Source organism: Leptospira biflexa serovar Patoc strain 'Patoc 1 (Paris)' (assembly GCF_000017685.1).
GTDB classification, from domain to species: Bacteria; Spirochaetota; Leptospiria; order Leptospirales; family Leptospiraceae; genus Leptospira_A; species Leptospira_A biflexa.
Window position 1 is genome coordinate 148653 of sequence record NC_010602.1, and the last position, 15821, is coordinate 164473.

Annotated in this window: 14 protein-coding genes; 5 read left to right on the top strand and 9 right to left on the bottom strand. The window is 40.9% G+C overall.

Annotated elements, in window-relative coordinates; genetic code table 11:
* Nucleotides 1-10: 10 nt before the first annotated feature.
* Entirely contained in the window at nucleotides 11-1321 is a 1311-nt protein-coding gene (locus tag LEPBI_RS00760) for an amidohydrolase family protein (RefSeq protein ID WP_012476071.1), read from the bottom strand.
* Nucleotides 1322-1362: 41 nt separating this feature from the next.
* On the opposite strand from LEPBI_RS00760, the gene LEPBI_RS00765 reads away from it, so the two are divergent.
* Together LEPBI_RS00765 and LEPBI_RS00770 are read left to right on the top strand one after the other, a co-directional pair.
* Nucleotides 1363-2694: an MATE family efflux transporter gene (locus tag LEPBI_RS00765; RefSeq protein ID WP_226992837.1), complete on the top strand. Its 1332-nt coding sequence runs from the start codon at nucleotides 1363-1365 to the stop codon at nucleotides 2692-2694.
* A 15-nt stretch (nucleotides 2695-2709) separates the two neighbouring features.
* Entirely contained in the window at nucleotides 2710-4461 is a 1752-nt protein-coding gene (locus LEPBI_RS00770; protein ID WP_012387190.1) for a patatin-like phospholipase family protein, read from the top strand.
* 84 nt (nucleotides 4462-4545) lie between these two features.
* Here LEPBI_RS00770 and LEPBI_RS00775 read toward each other — a convergent pair whose 3' ends face one another.
* The 3 genes from LEPBI_RS00775 to LEPBI_RS00785 are packed head-to-tail and all read right to left on the bottom strand — an operon-like array spanning nucleotide 4546 to nucleotide 7168.
* Nucleotides 4546-5550, bottom strand: coding sequence for an SPFH domain-containing protein (locus LEPBI_RS00775; RefSeq protein WP_012387191.1), 1005 nt, complete (start codon nucleotides 5548-5550; stop codon nucleotides 4546-4548).
* A 15-nt stretch (nucleotides 5551-5565) separates the two neighbouring features.
* On the bottom strand, nucleotides 5566-6096 hold the full coding sequence (locus LEPBI_RS00780) for an LIMLP_15305 family protein (protein ID WP_012387192.1): 531 nt from the start codon (nucleotides 6094-6096) through the stop codon (nucleotides 5566-5568).
* A gap of 1 nt (nucleotide 6097) precedes the next feature.
* Entirely contained in the window at nucleotides 6098-7168 is a 1071-nt protein-coding gene (locus LEPBI_RS00785) for a hypothetical protein (RefSeq protein WP_041769557.1), read from the bottom strand.
* 76 nt (nucleotides 7169-7244) lie between these two features.
* On the opposite strand from LEPBI_RS00785, the gene LEPBI_RS00790 reads away from it, so the two are divergent.
* Entirely contained in the window at nucleotides 7245-9080 is a 1836-nt protein-coding gene (locus LEPBI_RS00790; protein WP_012387194.1) for a DUF1553 domain-containing protein, read from the top strand.
* Between the two features lie 9 nt (nucleotides 9081-9089).
* A complete protein-coding gene (locus tag LEPBI_RS00795) occupies nucleotides 9090-10385 on the top strand; it encodes a DUF1501 domain-containing protein (protein WP_012387195.1) in 1296 nt (431 codons plus the stop codon).
* Between the two features lie 80 nt (nucleotides 10386-10465).
* On the opposite strand, the gene LEPBI_RS00800 is transcribed toward LEPBI_RS00795, so the two are convergent.
* Complete coding sequence (locus tag LEPBI_RS00800) at nucleotides 10466-10990, bottom strand: hypothetical protein (protein WP_012387196.1); 525 nt, start codon at nucleotides 10988-10990, stop codon at nucleotides 10466-10468.
* Between the two features lies 1 nt (nucleotide 10991).
* Nucleotides 10992-12347, bottom strand: coding sequence for a porin (locus LEPBI_RS00805; protein WP_012476074.1), 1356 nt, complete (start codon nucleotides 12345-12347; stop codon nucleotides 10992-10994).
* A gap of 146 nt (nucleotides 12348-12493) precedes the next feature.
* Between LEPBI_RS00805 and gmd the strand changes: the two genes are divergently transcribed.
* Nucleotides 12494-13510, top strand: coding sequence for a GDP-mannose 4,6-dehydratase (gene gmd / locus LEPBI_RS00810; protein ID WP_012387198.1), 1017 nt, complete (start codon nucleotides 12494-12496; stop codon nucleotides 13508-13510).
* A gap of 121 nt (nucleotides 13511-13631) precedes the next feature.
* On the opposite strand, the gene LEPBI_RS19175 is transcribed toward gmd, so the two are convergent.
* The 3 genes from LEPBI_RS19175 to LEPBI_RS00825 form a co-directional block, all read right to left on the bottom strand.
* The gene (locus tag LEPBI_RS19175; protein ID WP_041769559.1) at nucleotides 13632-13862 is read right to left on the bottom strand and encodes a hypothetical protein; all 231 of its coding nucleotides are present in this window, start codon (nucleotides 13860-13862) and stop codon (nucleotides 13632-13634) included.
* A gap of 366 nt (nucleotides 13863-14228) precedes the next feature.
* Complete coding sequence (locus tag LEPBI_RS00820) at nucleotides 14229-14534, bottom strand: STAS domain-containing protein (protein WP_012387201.1); 306 nt, start codon at nucleotides 14532-14534, stop codon at nucleotides 14229-14231.
* A gap of 48 nt (nucleotides 14535-14582) precedes the next feature.
* The gene (locus LEPBI_RS00825; protein WP_012387202.1) at nucleotides 14583-15794 is read right to left on the bottom strand and encodes a Crp/Fnr family transcriptional regulator; all 1212 of its coding nucleotides are present in this window, start codon (nucleotides 15792-15794) and stop codon (nucleotides 14583-14585) included.
* Nucleotides 15795-15821: the final 27 nt, after the last annotated feature.

Below are 15821 nucleotides of genomic sequence, written 5' to 3' on the forward strand. Positions count from 1 at the left end.
CACATCAGGGTCAATCCAATTCACGCCCTGAAAGTTTCGTGGAACGGTAGTCCAATGAGACAGAACGTAAAATTTCTAAGTCTTTGTCAGAAACGCCTGCCGTGTGGGCATGATGGTACTCTTCGGCCATCGTGGTTCCAAAAAGCCCTGGGTCATCGGAACCAATGGTGAGTTTCAAATCATTTTGTAAAAATCTTGTGATGGGGTGGTCGATATGGGATTCCAACATTCCAATGTACAAATTGGATGAGGGGCAGCATTCAATCACGGCATTTGACTTTGCAATTTTTGACATCGCATAGTTTTGAAATGTGTGCAAATATTGGGACTGGGTTTCATCAAAGGGAATCGTAAGGATCTCTGTATCTGGTTTTGTTTTGTATTCCTTACGTTTGATTTCTAACTCTTCCTTAGCATAAAACGGACCATAGGTGGTGATTTCATCGAAGTACATCAATTCGTGTTCCACTTGGTCTTTGGCTTCAGAAACAAATTCGGTTCTTTCCTCACCTAAAAAATAATCTGAATCGATTCCAAGCGCAAGTGCATGACCGAGTCGGTGGGCACCATATTCTGCCGATTCTAAAATCCAACGAACCGCAGAGAAGGGAGTTTTGTCACGAAAACTTTCACCCACATGATACAAAATGGAAAGTGCGGTGTTTGGTTCTGCTTTGTTGTCTTTTTGAATGGATTGGAAGAATAATCGTTTGTCTTTGGGAGGGTGGCCTTCTTCAATATGGCAAAAATCAATGCCAACGAGCCCATCTCGGATGACTGATTCTTTCTCCATCCAATTTTTCATCCAATCATAATGCCGTTCAAAATTCAAATCTCTATGTAGCGACATCACAAGTTTCCCTTGGATGGGTTTACCCGCTTTTTTGGCGGACTCTTCCCCTTTTTTCAGCCCTTCCAGGGAAGCCATGAGTTTGGAATAAAAACTTTCTTTCGGTTCCTCTTTGCCAAACATCAAACGGTATTCCGCATAACTGATGTCTTCCAAACTATTGGAAAAAACTACATCATGGGAAACTTCGGTGATTTCTGGTTCATCAAACTTCACTAAGGCGATGATGAGATTGAACTTTGCTTGGAAATGTAGGAATGGGGCCTTTTCTAGGAAGTGGTATAACTTAGCGAACTCGTTTTTATCTGCATAATCGTCAAAAAAAGTGGAAGGTCGAATTTTGGTCCCATATGCTTTTTCGTAAGAATCTAAGTATAAGTGCCATCTAGGATTTGGATTTTTTTTGCCAATGCGAAACAATGTTTCAGGGGGTAAACATCCATAAAGGTGGTTGTGTAGATCGATATACATATAAAAATGACAAAACTATGCTTCACAAAATTAGACGCATCTTGAAGCCAACTCGACTCAATCAGAAAATTCTAAGTTTAGCAATCCCAGTTTTTTTTGGAATGATCAGTTATACTGCCATTATGGTAGCGGATACTGCTATGGTCGGAAAGTTAGGGGAAGTGCCACTTGCCTCCGTTGGATTCGGTGGAATGGTATATTTTTCCATCTTTGCATTCCTCATGGGTGGATCCATGGCCGTACAAATCATCGTAGCACGAAGATTTGGCGAAAAAAATGAAAGAGGGGTCGGAATTACCCTTGTGAATTCGATTTATGTTTCGTTCGTACTCGGTTCCCTCTTATCTTATTTTGGATATCTCTATGCTCCAAGTCTTATGGCTTGGATTGGTGACGATCCAGAAGTAATCGAAGTGGCAGGCATTTATTTATCCTATCGTTTTGTAGGAACTGTTTTGTTTTTTGTTGGTTTCGCCTTACGTGGATTCTTCGATGGAATTGGAATTGTACAAGTTGGTATGATTTCGTCTATTGTCGCTGCGGTGACAAACATCTTCTTTAACTGGTTACTGATTTTTGGAAACTGGGGTTTCCCTGCGATGGGAGTCAAAGGTGCGGCCATTGCATCAAGTCTCAGTTCTATCCCATCTCTCCTTGTTGTTTTATTTTATTTTTTACGCAAAGATGTGATCCAATTCTTTCGATATGAAATTTTTTCCCCTAGCTTAGAAATCATCAAAGAATTGTGCGTGGTAGGATTTGCCCCTGCACTCGAAGGAACGTTAGTTAATTTTGCTTTTTCTGGATTTTATAAAATTGCTGGAATGATCAGCACAACTACTCTCGCTTCTGCAAGTGTGGTGCTAACATGTCTTAGTTTGTCGTTTATGCCTGGTTTTTCGTTTGGAATTGCAGCCACAACCATCCTTGGACAAGCCATGGGCCAAGGGAAAATTCGTCTTGCCTATGAAGGGACAATGCGATCGGCCACATTCTCTGCAATTGTCATGGGAAGTATGGGTTTATTTTTCATCATAGGTGGACCTTGGCTTATCAGTTTGTTTACCGATGTTCCATCAGTCATGAAGGAAGCCTATCCCGCCCTTTGTATCGTGGCTCTCATCCAAGTAGGAGATGCATACCATATGGTGGTCGGTTCTGCACTTCGTAGTGCGGGAATGATGTACTATGTGATGTATGTGTATCTGATCGTTTCCTTTCTCATCATGTTACCACTCGCCTATCTCTTCGGGATAGTACTAAAATGGGGAACAATGGGGATTTGGTCTGCGTTTTTTATTTGGATTTTACTCTTGGCAGTGCTTTTTGTCGGAAAATTTCGTAGGAAGGAGTGGGTGAACATACGAATTTAATAAGGTGAGGGAAGAATGAAACGCACAGAATTAGAACGACAAGCGATACAGAAATTTTTAAAGTCTGTGGAGCTTTTCAAAAAACTTCCCCCATCGGTTCTCACTCGCTTAGCGAATAATGTCCAAGAAAAATTAATCCGTAGTCATGAAGCTCTCTATTACAAAGGGGAGTCTTCTGAATCTATCTATATTGTTCGATATGGCGAAATTCTATTGGAAAATGTAGGTGGTCAATCTCATGTGTATGTGGGATCAGGCCAAGTCCTTGCCGAAAATTCACTCATCTCTAGTTCCAATCATTCTACATCTGCCATTGCCGTCATTGATACACTCGTGTATGTATTGAATGGAAAGTTGTTTTTGCAATTAGCATCCCAAGAAAAAATCTTTGCGCAAAACATCATCCAAATGATGGGAACAAGGATGCGTGAAAATTTAGATCGTTCCAATCTGAAAGATAAAGTGATCGGTTTACGTAGGTTATGTGTTCATATTCCGTTAGAACCTGAATACCATTTTGGAGAAAAGGTAAAAGCATTTTTAGATGAATATGGAGAAGTGACAAAAAAACTCTCCTCGGCCATTCCGATTTCCACTTTCAAAGGGATGGACCCCACTCAAATTTCGGAGTATCTTACCAATCTTCGTAATAAAACACCACTCCTCCATATATACTTTGATGAATCCACATCAAGAGTCGACTTACACTACTTAGTGGTTCAGTCTGACTTTTTAGTATTTTGGGAAGATGATCCCGAAAAATTTTACAAAGAAAAAGAAGAGATCATCCATTTTTGGAAAAGTCGCATTCGTAACTTCGAAGGCCGTGCAATTCGAATGATGGAAAGTGGAGTGAGGAAAAGTTACCTCCCACAAGACCAATCCTTAAAAACCTTTTACCAAAAAGACACTCTTGCACGTTATCTTGTATCAAAAACTAGAGGACTGGCGTTAGGTGGTGGCGGTGCCAGGGCACTTGCACATGTGGGATTACTCAAGGTTTTACATAGAGAAGGCATTCATTTTGATTTTGTTTCTGGTGCTTCCATGGGAGCCGTCATTGCCGCATTGTATGCAAGGAAAAATAGCCCCGAGGAAATCGAAGAAATGGTAAAAAACTTCTTCGGAGGACTCGAAAGTGCATTTGATCCGACTTTACCTGTGGTTGCGTTTTTTAAGGGCAAACGAATGAAACGTATGTTAAAAAAAGGATTTGGTGACCAAAGGATCGAAGAACTACCACTTCCTTTTGCCACATCTGCAGTGGATTTACAAACTGGAAAAGAACATATTTTTGACCAAGGACCGATCACAGAAGCACTCACAAGTGCCATGAGTTTGCCCGGTGCCTTTCCTCCTTACCGCCTCGGCGAAAAGTTGTTAGTCGATGGTGGTATGATCAATAATGTTCCCGAAAATCTCATTCGATCCAAAGGAGCCGACGTGGTGATGGGAATTAACGTATCACCCCTCCAAGAAATTGTGCCAGTGAAACTCTTTGAAGACCGTAATACCACAGAAAAAGGATTCTTTCGTTACATTTGGGACACTCTCAAATACCCACCCATCCTACAAATCATGACAAGGACCATCACCTTGGAAGGAAGGGAAATCACACGCCTCAAACGTCCGAAGATGGATTTGTTTGTACATTTTCATTTGGAAGAGTTTCAGTTATTTGATTTTGCGAGATACCAAGAGATCATTGATAAAGGGGAAAGAGAAGCTGAGGCGAACTTAGCTGAGATCAAACAATTGTTTTCGTAAACTTGGATTTCCAATCCCATCGAACGAAAACCATGTGGAATGTTCGATAGGATTGAAAACAGTATCTGGAAGAATTTTATCTCCTTACATCGAAGAAAGGATCTCCTTTTTCTTCGCATCAAATTCTTCGGCGCTGATAAGCCCCTGGTCAAGTAGGCCTTTCAGTTTGGCAATCCTTGCGGCTGGGTCATTGGCTGCAGGAGCTGCTCCACCAGCTTGGTTTTGTCCACCGCCTTGGTTCATCATGTTGCCCATCATATTGCCCATATTCATCCCCATTCCCATGCCCATACCAGCACCCATCATGCCACCACCTTGGCCTTCGTTTTCTGCGGCAGCTTGTCCAATATCGAACATTTTTTTCTGTTGATATTTATCACCTAACATATCAATTTCAAATTTGTCTGTGATGATTTTTTGGATTCGTTGGTAGTTAGGATCGTTTTGGTCAAAGTTCACCGAAGATACGTTAAATTCGGTTAGGTCTAGTCCATACTTTTCAAATTCTGGAGCCAATTTCACTCGGCCAGCAGTGGAACTTTCATCACGGTATTTGTTGATCTCTACTACCGAAGTATTGTTGTTCAGAATGACTTCGGAGATAAAGTCACCAATCCCACGGACGATGTTTGGTTTTAAAAATTCATCGATGGCTTCGTTTGTGGTTCTGTTTCCCCCTTTGACCACATTCAGTAAAAAAGAGCGTGAATCTTTGACTCTGAATTTGTAGTCACCAAACGCTCGTATATTGAGAACAATTTTGTATTTAGGGTCTTCAAGAGGAATGGGAGTTGTGGTTCCCCATTTCAAAGCCATAATGGATTTGTTTACATAATACACTTCTGCAGTGAAGGGAGTTTTTCCACCAAACGGAAGGTTGACGAGTGCTTCTAAAATGGGAATGTTACCCGTTTTGAGTGTATGGGTTCCTGGACCAAATGTATCTAAAGCCTTTCCTTCTTTGAAAAAGATTGCTTCCAAGTTTTCATCCACAATGAGTTGCCCAGCGGTACTGATTTCATCGGATGGGTATTTCCAAACGATTTCACTTGGGTTTCCTTCAAATTTTATTCTGTCTATTAATGCCATTTTATTTTCCTTAGTTTATGATTTTAAAAAGATTGAGTTTCTTGCTTCAAATTGTGTTTCAAAATCGAGAAACAACTTGTTCACCGCCTCAATTGCGGCTTCTGGGTTTGTGGAAAAGGCTGTGGGAAGGGTTTCCAAAATTTCTTTTTGTAAGTTACCTACTTTTTCCAACATGGAAAAGTCATGATTCAGAACTTTTTCAATTTCAGCTGAAGTTGCTTTGACTCCTGTGCCAAGACCATTCAGTCCATACCCTGCAGATGTGACTTTCATGATGATCCGATCGAGAAGTGTGGTTGCCGAATTGGTTTTTCCGATGTTCTGAATTTGTGCTTTTTGTACAAAACCTTCTTCAAGTTTTCGGAAACTTTCTTTGAATGTCGTGAGAATTCCTCCGAGTTCCTTACGGATGAGTAAATCGGTTTTTTCAAATTCTTGGTTGGCGAGTGCCTCTTCAAATAACTTTGTTTCTTTTAAGAATTTTCGTACGGGGTCTTGTTCATTCTTAAACCGCTCTAATGTTGTTTTTAACCAAGTTTGGTCCATTTTATTCCTCTGCTCCATTTCCATCTAACATCTGTATGTTGTCACAAGTGATATAATTAAAAATGACACTTTTATCTGATTTGTATTGTGCTTTTGGTAAAATGGATTTCCACTTTGCCATATCAAATTCACAATCATGTTTTTCACCTTTGGTTTCCCCACTGGATTCTGTGAAGTGCACCAAATACTTTTCCTCTTTGGGCCCAAGCCGTTCGCAACCAATCGCTGTGCTTGCACATTCCCGGATCTGAGGAGTGGGCCAGTACGGTTCTTGTGTGGTGCCAAATCCTTTTGCTACAGCATTTCGATCGAAGGCCCATTTATCTATGCGGTAACTACAGTGGTCATCATAGACTGGTTCCTTTCGGTATTTGGTTGTACAACTTTCACTTTCGGAAAACGTCCCATCCCCTCGGTCAGAACGAACGGTTCGACAATCTTGTCCGTCGGGGATACTATCATAACTACGGATTTGTCGACTTCTCGAAACACTGTAGGCTCCCATGGGCATAGAATCACACCAATCGGATTCAGGGACAGGTTTGAATTGGTCAATGGCAATGGTGCGGGACCATTCATGGTGAGTGACTTGGAGCTCAACGGTTTCGGTCCATAAAACACCGAGACAAACAAATCCAATCCCACCAAATAAAATCGAACCAAGTAACCAAAGCACCCATTTCGGAGTTTTCGGATGGGGTTTGATGAATTCGGAATTTTGAAAGGCAAGGTCTTCTTTTGCTTTTTGGACGGAATCTTCTGTGACTCCATCATGTTCGGAGCGCAGTTTGACGGACTGGGCTCCATCGAGTGATCCACCACAATTCCCACAAAATGTTGCCTTGGCACCATTGGCTGTTTGGCAAAACGGACAGGTTTTATCTGCGCCGTAATAGATATGGTCTTGGACGGCCACTTTGTCTTCCTCTTTTGGGAAGTACCTTCTATTTGGGTCTTGGGTGGCACCACAATTAGGACAGTGCCTATGTGTTTTTCCGAGTAATTTTTTGGAACCACAGAATTCGCAGTCCCAAAGCATTTCATAGATTTTTTCTTCTGCCATCGCAACCAAGGTTTATCCGGAAAAAATTGACTTTTGCAAGAAAAATATTTTCAATTCGCAAAATCCAACATAGAATCTTTCCCATATGAGAATGGTTTTAATTCCGATACGAAGTTACGTTTATCGAATCCTTTCAGTATTACTCATCATTGGTTCCTTGAGTTATGTATCCTCCCGATCAAAACAGAATGCAGTTCATCCATTAGACCAAATGTATGTAAAAATATCACCTAACATAGAAAAGTCGGACAAAAAGACGATTTATCGGCGATTGTCCCTCCAATTACGTGGTGTGATTCCGAATGTGAATGAATGGAAAGAATTAGAACATTCGAAAGAAGAAACGTTGGAATCCTTTGTTGTCAGTTTTTTGAAACAACCTGAATTTGCTGAATATTGGGGATCCAAATTCGGTGCCATGTTACGGGATAAATCCAAAGGGCGTAAAATACCCACGGGTGCTTTCTTTTTATACTTAGCAAGTTCTCTTCACGCAAACAAACCCTATGATGTGTTAGTGACAGAGATGATCACATCCACTGGTTCTGTGAAAGAATCACCACAAACCATGTTCTACATCCGTGACGGTGCTGACCCTTTGCAAACCGCTGAGTATGTGGGAAGGTTGTTTTATGCAAAACGAGTGGCTTGTGCTCGTTGCCATGACCATCCTTATATTTCAGATTTTACAAGAAGGGATTATTATACACTCGCTGCTTTTTTTAGCCAACAATACTTTCGTGATGGAAGTTGGGAGGCAAATCGTTACGGAAAAACCTTAAGTTATGTACCAAGAGAATTGGAAGTCCATTTACCAATGGAAGACCAAAAAAACCTCCAAGACAAAAACAATGAATGGAACCGAGAGAACTGGAACAAGTGGACCGACGAACAAAGAAAAGACTACCAAAAGAAACACGAATTGGAATTTGCCACTTTGTTTTATGAACCAAAACTCGGACTTCGGTTCCCTCATACCGATGATGCCCCAGGTGGTGATTTGGTAAGGCCTAAATTTTTGGATGGAAAGGAAGCCAAACTAAAACCAGGTGAAGATCGGAGAAAAATATTTGCCAGTTGGCTCACAGACAAATCCAATGATCGGTCCCGAAAGGTCATCATCAATCGAGTTTGGACAGAACTCATGGGATGGAGTTTTTTTACACCACTGGATGATTGGAATGAAGACACTGTGGTGCAAGGCGAAGAAATTCTTAACCATCTGGATGCTTACTTCTTAGCAAACAAACTGAAAATAAAAGAACTAATATTGTACATTGTGACTTCGAATGCCTATGGCCGAACGGTAACCAAGCAAACAGCAAACCTTGATCCGATTCGTTACTTCTCTCCGCAAAGGTTAGACAGTGACCAACTATTGAATTCCCTCATTCGAGTTTCGGACCTACAAAAGTTGGGAAACATTCGGGAACGAAATCTTTCCTTTTTTACCAATCTGATAGGGCAAAAACCTTATGACCTCACGGGTACAGGAAAAATTCGGATCCCTTTAGACAATCTCAAAGAATTCACAAATGCAGTAGAAGTGGAACGTCCTGCACCTTACCATTCCATTCTTGCGGTATTTGGATCTGGACAACGAGTGGATATCGCAGATGATATTTCTGAACTTACCATCGAACAGATGTTAACATTGATGAATGGCCGAGTGGTGGGAAAACTTGTTTGGGACTTTGGAAATAACCAATCCCTTGTGAAGGCTGAATTTGACCAAACGAAATCGATGAACCAAGTGATCCAAAATGTATACTTTCGGTTACTTGGGCGCTTCCCCACCAATGGCGAATGGGAAAAAATCAAATCCTACCAAACCAAACCTGATACGGTTTTTGACAAAGACCTGTTACAAGATATCTTTTGGGCTCTCCTGAATATCCAGGAATTCCAACACATCAATTAAGGAATCATCATGGACCGCAAAGAATTTTTACAAAAATCAATCTTAAGCCTTGGGATGGGATCTTTTTTATTTTCCCAAAATCCATTTATTTCCCTTCGCGCAGAAGATGAGGAAAAAGAACCAGAATCCATTTCCCTTCCTTCCAAAGTGAAGTCTGTGATTTTCATCGAGATGATGGGGGGAATGAGTCATGTGGACACACTTGACCCAAAACCAAATAGTGCATTTTCCAAAGTGAATGCAAGTATTTCGGGTCTTTCCGTACTGGAACCATTTTCACTTACCGCCAAACAACTGCATTCGATTGGGATCATTAGGTCCACTTGGAGTGAAGAGGGGGATCATGGTTTTGCTCAAATGTTACTGGGAACAGGCTACCGTATGACAGAAGCCATGGGATTTCCAGACATTCCTCATTTTGGATCCGTTATCGCTTATGCTAAAAAAGCAAAAGTCAAATCATCGTATTTTCCAAGTTATGTGACAATTGGTGGCAGAGGTGGAAAAAATGGAAACTCTGGTTTTTTAGGAATTAATTATTCTGGTTATCATGTAGGCAATGTCGATGAACCCATCCAACACTTAAACCCATCTTATGGTAAGTTTTCAGAAGAACGAATCTTACGGAGAAAGGATTTGGTTTCGTTTATGAACGAAGAATTTTCTAAATCATTTCCAACCAAAGAAGCAATGCATTGGAAAAAAATGTTAACAGCCTCCGAAGAATTTCGTAACTCAAAAGACATTGATAGTTTTCGGATCAGTTTGGAAGATGAAAAAACAAGAGCCCGTTATGGCACCACTTGGCAAGGAAAGGCCATGTTACTTGCAAGACGCCTTGCCAAACAAGAAGTTCCCTTCATTCATATCTCCATTGGGGGATGGGACACTCATACTGGCAACAAAGCACAAATCACAAAAATTATGAAAGAAACGGATATGGGAATTGCTGCTCTCTTAGAGGACTTAAACCAAACCGGCCTCATCAAACAAACGTTATTTGTTTTGACTAGTGAATTTGGAAGGACACCCGATGTTGGATCGAGAGATGGGCGTGACCACCATCCCAAAATTTGGTCCACACTCATAGGCGGTGGTCCCTTTCAAAAGGGTTTTGTATGGGGAGAAACAGACGAACTGGGTGCCAAGGCAACAAAACCAAACGAAGCTGTCCATGTGAGGGACCTCGTTGCTACGATTTACAAGGCGGCAGGTGTGGATCCCGATGGAGAACTGATCAATTCCTTTGGTAGGCCCTTTTTACTCACCACCAAAAAGGCAAAACCTATCGAAGGATTGTTTTGAAGGAAATAGGCCGTATCACATGGTTTAGGTGATTCGTTTGGTAGAATGAAAAATATCTATTTTCAATCTTGCCAATCGGATCAATTTTTTTGTGCTTTATCGATGCATACATAAGCATTGGTTAGAATGGTATCGATAGAGGTAACACGGTCCGTTGGATTCAGATAGGTTTCTGTAAAAATGGATCCAACTGCTTTGTTCTGGCAATCCGTCATGGCAAACTCTTTGGTATCATTGGGTTTCACGTAAACGATCGTATTTACCTTCGTGGTATCCCCATTGGGTTGGTAGCGACAAACTCCAATTAGGTTTTGTGTCGAACATTTGGAGCTTGATTTAGTATACCCTGGTGCACAAGTCAGATCTTCTTTGACAACTGCATAAGATTCGATGCAAGACGGACTATAATTGGAAGAACCTGAACAAGATCCTAAAAATTGGAAACTACCACTAAAACCAGTTCTTCCCGCATTCAAACTTGCAAGGTACATAGTTTGTAAACATTGGTTTTGAGTTTCTTTGATTTTATCTTCTCGTTGCGCTTGGCAATGGAAAAGAATTGTAATGAAAAAGAATAATGGAAAAAAAAGAATGAATCGTTTCATTTTAATAAAATACCTGTATTTGAGTTCGGACTACATGATCCCCTTCTGCAGCGGTTGGGGTACCGGTATAATAAAAATAATCGGTTTGCCACTTGAGATTGTGTTCGGCAAAATAATAGGACAAGGCTCCTCCCACTTCACGAGAATACTTCAAATTGGGATCAGTTTCTCCGAGTGGCCTAAATTCACCAAATCGAACCACTAATTCATATTGGTTGGTAAACAAATACCCAAGTTGGACAAAATGGCCTTGCCCACTTCGAGAATATTCTCTCGAAAGTGCAGAACTTACGGTTCTTTCCACATAAGCCGTGTTTGCTCTACGCCACAACCATTCATATTGAAAGGAGAATCCCATCCATTTGAAATAAATATCACCTGCCGCATGACTATAGTTGAATTTTGCAAAACTATATTCAGTACCATGTGTACTCAAAGCTCTGTCTGAGTTTTTGTTATAAGCTCCTGAGACACCGAAGGAAATTTTTGGATCTTTGTAACGAGCAAAATCAACCTCAGACAACCAATCATTATCCGAACCTGATTTTGACATCCCACCAAAAGGAGAAAAGGTCAATCGAGCAACAGTCAAAACACCTGGAGTTTGTCTTTCGACTCGGTTACGGCCTTGGCCACCAAAAACTCCTAAATAATAAGCAAACATTCGTTTGCTGCCAAATAGATCCTCTGAAAAAAGGTAAGCTCCCACATCACGATCTAAGTTAAATTCAGCAGTGACCGAAGACCGATCCACCGTTTGTAAGGCACTCGATGAATTCCAACGTTGCCTGCTAAATGGAATTTTCATTTGTCCAAAAGCAACTTTTACATCGCGGTATTGGTTGTAGATGATATTGGCATCCCGTAAGGTATTACGCCTTTGGCTTTCCATATCCCGTTCTGCAAAACCCAATTGTAAGTTCACAAGCCAGGTATCGTTGAAAAGGCCCGCCTTCAATTGGAGTCTTGTCCTTCTTACAAGGAAGTTGGTTGTGTCTTGGGATGGATCAATTTGGAAACTTTGGTTCCCTTGCAGTTGGGATCGAAACCGAAGTTGGATATTGTGTTTCCCGTCATTTGAAGTCCCACGGATCCCTTTCCCAAGACCCGTTTCCCAATTGGATTTGTTTTCGGATGGCGCAGTGACAGTCCCTGTGGTTGTCGGATTTGGGTTTGTAACATTTGTATTCGATGGTTCCTTTCCAGATGAGGTCACCTCCTTTGTTTCAGCAACCTTGGGTGGTTGTTGGTCTTTGGAGGCCTCTGGTTTCTCTTGGGAAATCAGGGGAAATGTGGAGAAAGATAGGGCAATTGCCAGAATCGGGGAAAGGAGGAGGGGACGGAAGCGCTGTAACATGTTCGTAATAATTGTAATAATTGCCAAAATGTGAAGCAAACGGGAAAAGGCAAAGGGAATTCGGTGGGTATTTGCAGATAATTCATCGTCCCCATAGCAATTTTCCTTTTCTTTCGAAAGTATTTTAAAAAACTGTTCTCTGATCTATGAAAAAAGCACTCATCACGGGAATCACGGGCCAAGATGGTTCCTACTTAGCAGAACTCCTCCTCCAAAAAGGATACGAAGTCCATGGTATCGTTCGTAGAACGAGTTTGTTCAATCGCAATCGGATTGAACAACTCCACGGAAACCCAAACCTATTTTTGCACTATGGGGACCTTACCGATTCATCCAATTTGAATCGAATCTTAGAAAAAATCCAACCATCCGAAATTTACAATTTGGCGGCACAGTCCCATGTTCAGGTTTCGTTTGAAGTGCCAGAATATACGGCAGAAGTTGATGCTGTAGGAACTTTAAGGATCTTAGATGCCATCAAACAAACAGGCATTAGCTCAAGGTTCTACCAAGCTTCTACTTCTGAGTTGTATGGTCTTGTACAAGAAGTGCCACAAACAGAAAAAACTCCATTTTACCCACGTTCCCCTTATGCTGTCGCAAAACTCTATGCCTACTGGGCAGTTGTGAACTATCGTGAAGCTTACAATTTACATGCATCCAATGGAATTTTATTCAACCATGAATCTCCAAGACGTGGTGAAACCTTTGTCACTCGTAAAATCACTCTCGGTGTTTCTGCCGTCAAAGCAGGAAAACTTCCTTTCATCACAATGGGAAACATTGATTCCAAACGAGATTGGGGTTATGCACCAGATTATGTTGAGATGATGTGGATGATGTTACAACAAGACAAACCTGATGATTATGTTGTTGCTACCAATGAAACACATACAGTTCGCGAATTCATCGAAGAATCTTATAAGATTGCAGGTTATGAAGTGGTATGGGAAGGCAAAGAAGACAATGAAATTGGAAAGGACAAAAAAACTGGCCAAGTTCTAGTCAAAATTGATCCAAAATACTACCGACCTACAGAAGTAGAACTTCTCATTGGAAATCCAGAGAAGGCAAAACGTCAGTTAGGTTGGGAGCCAAAAGTAAAGTTCAAAGAACTTGTCAAAATTATGATGGAAGCGGACTTAAAGGCACAAGGATTTTAGGCGAATCCTGAATTTAAAAAAAATCATGAACAACAATAGGATTACTAAAAATCCTATTGTTGGAAGACCGTTGAATTGATTGAATAAAATCAAATTCAAAGAAACACCACTGGCCAATCCACTAAAGGGATTTGTAACGATTGACAAACTCTTGGTTCACAGCTTTAACAAATTGACTGACGAGAAGAACAAAAAAGAAAACCACTAGCACAAGTGGTGGCATCAAATCATCAGCGGGAACCACCCATTTTGGTGGACCATATAGCCATTCGGTTCCCAGCACACGGTAATAAAAATTCGATCCCAAAAATAAGAAAGTAGCCAATCCAATAAAAAACCAACGAATCATCATGTTTTTTCTAGGAAACATGATAAAAGGGACAATGGAAAAGAGTAAAAACCCAAGAGGAGCTGGGTCATCTGCTTGGAAATAAGTTAGAGAAAGGATATGAAAATTACTCGCAAAGCACGAGCTTCTTCGTCACTCAAACCTTTGGTAAGTTTTGCCAGTTGTATCCGATAGGATATTTTTTGAAGGCGTTTGAACATAGGGGAGAATCAAAACGCAAAGGGTGGAAAAATCAAATCAAATTGGGAATAGAAACATTCGAAGAAATGGAGTAGGAGATGCCCCCAAAGGAATCTCAAATCATAATGTTAAGATCGGAAAACCAAATGGGGTAGAAAGTGAAGCGCGTATTACGATATTGTAATGGAATTAGATTCCAAAAAATTGATCTAACATCAATTTCTTTAGAGTTTCTTTCAATTTATCTTGGATGTTTACAATTTTGACTGTCATTTTCTTTTCATCTGCTTTGTTTTTGAAGGAAAGCAATCGAGAGATCCCAAGGGAACTCACAATCACTACTTTTTCCAAATCCAAATAGATCTCTTGGACATTCTTTTCTAAAATATCCGCGAGAATTTCACGCAATTCAGGTGCATTTCCATCCAAAATCTGGTCCATAAAACGAACGCGGATCGTGTTTCCTTTTTCTTCGACTAGTATCTTATCACTCATATTTCTTTGGCCTCTAACATTAGTCAGGAGAATTCAGATGGCAAGAAGTTATTTCAACTTCTTCAGCTTATTCTCCATGTTAGCCTTCTTATGATAGAATTGGACGAGTTTTTCTAGCTCTGCCATATCAGAACAAACAATTTTTCCCATATCCATTCGAATAAATTTATTATTTTTCATGATATCGGAAATGATGAGTTCGTCTTTCGGATCCGTGAGACCGACCATTTTGAGTAAGTCCTTGGTACCAATTTCAAAATTATAAGCTTGTTTGGGTGCCACTTTGATTCGGTTTTTTTCTGCCAACGTCATCAGTGTATCGACAATGCGACCTTGAGGGTCTTTCAAAAGTAAATTTGCTAATTGTTTGTAATCAATCCAAATCCGTTCTGATAAAAGGGTAATGAGGCGAGTGGCCAGTTGCGGTTGTGCTTTTACCATTCCCTCGAAGTTTGCTTTGTTGATGGCAAGTAGTTCTACATCACCCGCTGCCACTGCCGAAGCAGAGCGAGGTTTGTTATCAAGGATTGCCATCTCACCAAAAATGTCTCCCGCTTGGAGGACAGCGAGCATCACTTCATTTTGGTTTACGATTTTGGAAATTTTTACCTTCCCACTTTGTAAAATGAATAATTCCTTACCAGGTTCATGCTCACAAAAGATCATCTCGCTGTCTTTGTAGTTCCGATTGAATTTTGTATAATCAATGGGAGCGGACTGGAATGCTTGGTTCATGGTTTGTAATCGCAGTTTTGCCTGCGGTACAAATTGACCATTGGGAAGGTGTTTTAAATAACTTTGGTATGCAAAGGTGGCATGAGACGTGTTTTGCTGTTGGAAGTAGTATTCCCCAATCTTAAACAGTTCGTTTGGATCTTCTTCTACTGCGTTTCGAAAGGATAACCGAGTGATGGTGGTATCAAATTGTCGTAACTTCATGGAGAAGAAACGTATGATATTCATTGCCACAGCTGTGGATTTTTGGATGAGAGTCCCGAATTGGTCGTAACTCACAGAGATTAACGATACATTCGTAAGGGAAGTTGCTGATTCAATTTGAGGGTGTTGGCTCATCGCCGCCACTACACCGAAAAAGTCACCAGGTCCTAAAACCTGATTGGGGTCTTCTCCGACAACAGCCGTCTCACGCGTGACACGTACTTTTCCCTCGCGGATGATATAGAAATTGTTCGCATCCTTTTTCCCCTCTACAATGATGTAGGAGTTCGCCGGGAAAGTAACCATTTGAAAAAACGACATTCTTAAATCTCTGGACCCTTTTTGCTC

Coding starts and splice junctions, on each gene's coding strand:
- LEPBI_RS00820 (WP_012387201.1), bottom strand. CDS start 14,534: ATGAGTGATAAGATACTAGTCGAAGAAAAAGGAAACACGATCCGCGTT.
- LEPBI_RS00805 (WP_012476074.1), bottom strand. CDS start 12,347: ATGTTACAGCGCTTCCGTCCCCTCCTCCTTTCCCCGATTCTGGCAATT.
- LEPBI_RS00775 (WP_012387191.1), bottom strand. CDS start 5,550: ATGGCATTAATAGACAGAATAAAATTTGAAGGAAACCCAAGTGAAATC.
- LEPBI_RS00825 (WP_012387202.1), bottom strand. CDS start 15,794: ATGTCGTTTTTTCAAATGGTTACTTTCCCGGCGAACTCCTACATCATT.
- LEPBI_RS00790 (WP_012387194.1), top strand. CDS start 7,245: ATGAGAATGGTTTTAATTCCGATACGAAGTTACGTTTATCGAATCCTT.
- LEPBI_RS00770 (WP_012387190.1), top strand. CDS start 2,710: ATGAAACGCACAGAATTAGAACGACAAGCGATACAGAAATTTTTAAAG.
- LEPBI_RS00760 (WP_012476071.1), bottom strand. CDS start 1,321: ATGTATATCGATCTACACAACCACCTTTATGGATGTTTACCCCCTGAA.
- LEPBI_RS00800 (WP_012387196.1), bottom strand. CDS start 10,990: ATGAAACGATTCATTCTTTTTTTTCCATTATTCTTTTTCATTACAATT.
- LEPBI_RS00795 (WP_012387195.1), top strand. CDS start 9,090: ATGGACCGCAAAGAATTTTTACAAAAATCAATCTTAAGCCTTGGGATG.
- gmd (WP_012387198.1), top strand. CDS start 12,494: ATGAAAAAAGCACTCATCACGGGAATCACGGGCCAAGATGGTTCCTAC.
- LEPBI_RS00780 (WP_012387192.1), bottom strand. CDS start 6,096: ATGGACCAAACTTGGTTAAAAACAACATTAGAGCGGTTTAAGAATGAA.
- LEPBI_RS19175 (WP_041769559.1), bottom strand. CDS start 13,862: ATGATGATTCGTTGGTTTTTTATTGGATTGGCTACTTTCTTATTTTTG.